The sequence below is a fragment of the Methylophaga sp. UBA1464 genome, from assembly GCF_002325665.1.
Classification (GTDB): domain Bacteria; phylum Pseudomonadota; class Gammaproteobacteria; order Nitrosococcales; family Methylophagaceae; genus Methylophaga.
Genome location: NZ_DCSO01000090.1, coordinates 13,033 through 16,959, shown reverse-complemented (window position 1 = coordinate 16,959; position 3,927 = coordinate 13,033). Strand labels below are relative to the sequence as shown.

Here is a 3,927-nt window from a genome sequence, read left to right as displayed (position 1 = left end):
ATTAAGGCTTGTTCCAGACTTAACGAATCGCCATTAATTTTAGCCTGCGGTCCTTTGATAAGACTGATTCGATAACCCTGGTCAGCTAACAGGGATTCAGATCTTTCGATCAATGAAGTCACATCCAAATCGCGCATTTGTGCACGAGATGAACGACCAAAGCTGAGTAATTGCTGAATAATCGAGGTCATTCTGGCCGCTTGCTGGCGTATTTCATTTAATTCAGCAATGTCTTTTTCATTCTCCATACGTCTTAATAAACGATTGGCCCGTCCATCGACTACGGTTAACGGCGCACCGAGTTCATGTGCGACGCCTGCAGATAATTGTCCCAGCGCAGCCATCGTTTCAGTCTGTCGCAGTCTTTCAGCCATTTTTTCCCGGGCAGATCGCTGTTGAGCCTCACTGTTTTCTGCCTGTTCAATCGCATCAAGCATTCCATTGAGTCCCTTAGCCAGTTGGCTGATTTCAATAGGTCCTCGTTCTGCTGCCCGATGATGACGATCACCTCGACTGACCCGTCGCATACTCTCAACCAATCGTTGCAGTGGCGTTTCGATCGCCCGCTGATGCGAATAGCTGATGACCCCTAAAATAATTAAAGAAACCAAACCAAAGCCACCCCAGGCCCAATATTTTAATTCGGTCAATTCGCGATCAATATCACTGCGTCGCCGGGTCACTTGCAGCAATCCATTTGGCTGACCGGTGGCATCAAATAACGGCATAAAAAAGGAATACACATGGCGACCACGAATCCGTTCATACTGTGCAAACTCACCCTGCACAATCTGTTCAAGTGCATCGGTAGCCTGTTCCTGAGTGGGATTCACCACACCAAAGCTGCTTAAGCGTTTTCCTTCAGCATCAAATAGGTACGCACCATACACTTCGGTTATTCCAAATACCGAAGCCATACTGTTTTGAAGCTGATCCAGATCCTGCCGCTCCAAAGCTTGCGACACCGGCAGATGAATTGTTCTGGCGACTTGTTGCAAATCCCGTTGCATCCGTTCTTCAATAAACTGGCCCACCATGGATAAACCTATCACCAGAATAACGGCCAATACGATGAGTACTGGTAAAGCAACCTGCATAATCAACACTAAACGCAGGTTGTTGAAAATTGAGGGAAATCGCATTGTTAATGCATCTCAATGGATGGCTTTATGACACATGAGCCAAAATGACACATGTTATGGCACCGGTCAAGAGAACTCTCTGTTCATCAGGCACTATGAAAAAAAATAAATATATTTAAAATCATACACTTAATTTTTAAGTTCGTTCTGGCATAGAACTCGCAGTGGTCACAGTGTGTTTCACAACCAATAAAGGAAAACACCATGAAAAAAACAGCTACGTTAGTTTCAATCTTAATGGCATTAGGTCTAAGTAGTTCTGCGATGGCAGAACAGGGGTACGGCTCACCGGAGCAGGCTACACCTCAAGCGCCTATGCCTGAAACTGCTCCAGCTGCTGATTTCAGTGATGCAGATCTGCAAAAATTTGCTGATGTACAGGATGATCTTGAAGGAATCCGCAGCGAATATTCTGGTCGTCTGGAAAGCACAGAAGATCCAGATCAAGCAGCTCAGTTACAACAAGAAGCGAGCCAGAAAATGGTTCAGACCGTTCAGGAAACGGGCTTAGATGTTGAAACTTACAGCAATATTGCATTGGCTATTCAAAGCGATCCTGAATTGCGTGATAAAGTGCAATCCATGCTGAACTAAGGTTGTTTTAGCGTCATCTATTGTGAAAAAGCCGGGGTTACCCGGCTTTTTCATTTCTGCTCTACCTGGTTTTGAACCGATAGGCCAGGAGGTACAAAGCAGGCAACACTAATAGCGTTAATAACGTTGATGAGACAATGCCGCCAACCACCACCGTGGCTAATGGTCGTTGTACTTCTGCACCGGTCCCCGTATTCAAAGCCATCGGCAGAAAACCTAAACCTGCCACCAAGGCCGTCATCATTACCGGTCGTAATCGCTGCATCGCTCCCTGAAAAACCGATTCCATAAGCGCTAAGCCCTGTTCACGCAACTGTCGTATAAACGTCAACATCACCACACCGTTTAATACCGCGATGCCTGATAAAGCAATAAATCCCACCGCCGCAGATATGGATAACGGCATATCCCGCAGCATTAATGCAATCAAGCCGCCGGTTAAGGCCATTGGCACACCGGTAAAGATCAATAACGCATCTCGCAGTGAATTAAAGACACTGAACAATAACAGCAGAATCAGTAATAGCGTCACAGGTACCACAACCATCAGACGCTTACTGGCTGACTGCAATTGTTCAAATGTGCCGCCGTATTCCAGCCAATACCCGGCGGGCAAATCAAGTTGTTGTGCGTTCTGCTGAACATCAGCGATAAATGATCCCAAATCTCTGTCGACCACATTGGCACTGACAATCACATGTCTTTTACCGCTTTCACGATTTATCTGATTGGGACCACTGATTTCATGAATATCAGCAATTTCACCCAGTGGAACATACGACAGTTCCGGATCATCGCTATCCGGCAAAGCAATGGGTAATTTTGCCAGCAACTGTGGATTTTTACGTATCTCATCGTCCAGACGAACAACAATGCGGAAGCGTTTATCACCTTCATAAATCAGCCCGGCAGATGTACCACCAATCGCAGTCTGAATATTTTGTTGCAAACTGGCTATATCCAACCCTAATAACGCAAGATGATCACGCTGCGGCTCAATCGACAACATCGGCAAACCGGTAAGTTGTTCCATTCTGACATCTGTGGCACCAGCAACTTCTGACAACAGTTGCTCAGCTCGTTCCCCCAGTTGGTAAAGCGTATCCAGATTATCGCCATATATCCTCAGGGCAACGTCTGCACGCACGCCAGCAATCAATTCATTGAAACGCATTTCAATCGGTTGGGTAAATTCATAAAGATTTCCCGGCACCGCTTCAACACTGTCGCGTAATTTTGACAGGAATTCCGCTTTGCTCAATTGAGGATCAGGCCATTGCTCGATGGGTTGCATAATCACAAATGTATCGGCAACACTCGGTGGCATCGGATCGGTAGCAATATCCGGCGTACCAATTTTTGAATAAACATGCTTAACCTGTGGAAACTCCGCAATTACTGACTCCAGCTGGTTTTGCATCGCCACCGATTGTTCAAGCCCCGTGCCGGTAACCCGTAAGGCATGCAGCGCAATATCCCCTTCATCAAGTTGTGGCAGAAACTCGCTGCCTAAACGCGAACCATAATAAACCGTGATACTGACCATCAGCGTCGCCAATACCACGATTAAAATGGGCAGACGCAAAGACAGACTTAACACCGGACGGTAAATCCAGCGAGCCATTCGCATGAGGAGGTTTTCACGCTCGGCAACTTTGCCTGTAATCAAAATGGCCACCGCGGCAGGGACAAAGGTCACGGCAAACACCAAAGCACCGATTAATGCCGCCACCACTGTAAACGCCATGGGGTGGAACATTTTCCCCTCAACACCACTCAGTGCAAAAATCGGCAGATACACCAGCATGATAATGAACATGCCAAATACCGCCGGATTAAAGACTTCACGCGTGCTTTCAATTACCTCTGCCAAACGTTCCTGCACACTTAACATCCGGCCCAGACGCTGTTGCGCAAGACCCAGTCGTCGCAAAGCGTTTTCCACGACAATGACGGCACCATCAACAATCAGACCAAAATCAATCGCTCCCAGGCTCATCAAATTTCCCGATACCCGATTGCTTACCATGCCGGTAACGGCAAATAACATGCTTAACGGTATAACCAAGGCGGTTATCAGTGCTGCCCGAATATTGCCCAACATTAAAAACAACACCACGACAACCAGTAAAGCGCCCTCAAACAAGTTTTTCTGCACCGTTTTAAGGGTTCTTTCCACAAGTGTGGTTCG

General features: G+C 46.8%; 3 protein-coding genes. 1 reads left to right on the top strand and 2 read right to left on the bottom strand.

The genetic code is table 11. From position 1 onward, the window contains the following. The coding region (locus B3O33_RS12120; RefSeq protein ID WP_292363703.1) for a sensor histidine kinase at window positions 1-1,142 on the bottom strand (1,142 nt) is incomplete at its 3' end. Between the two features lie 204 nt (window positions 1,143-1,346). Here B3O33_RS12120 and B3O33_RS12115 point away from each other — a divergent pair. Beyond that, on the top strand, window positions 1,347-1,736 hold the full coding sequence (locus B3O33_RS12115) for a DUF4168 domain-containing protein (RefSeq protein WP_292360944.1): 390 nt from the start codon (window positions 1,347-1,349) through the stop codon (window positions 1,734-1,736). Window positions 1,737-1,797: 61 nt separating this feature from the next. Here the strand turns inward: B3O33_RS12115 and B3O33_RS12110 are convergent. Beyond that, the coding region (locus B3O33_RS12110; RefSeq protein ID WP_292363700.1) for an efflux RND transporter permease subunit at window positions 1,798-3,927 on the bottom strand (2,130 nt) is incomplete at its 5' end.

Coding starts and splice junctions, on each gene's coding strand:
- B3O33_RS12115 (WP_292360944.1), top strand. CDS start 1,347: ATGAAAAAAACAGCTACGTTAGTTTCAATCTTAATGGCATTAGGTCTA.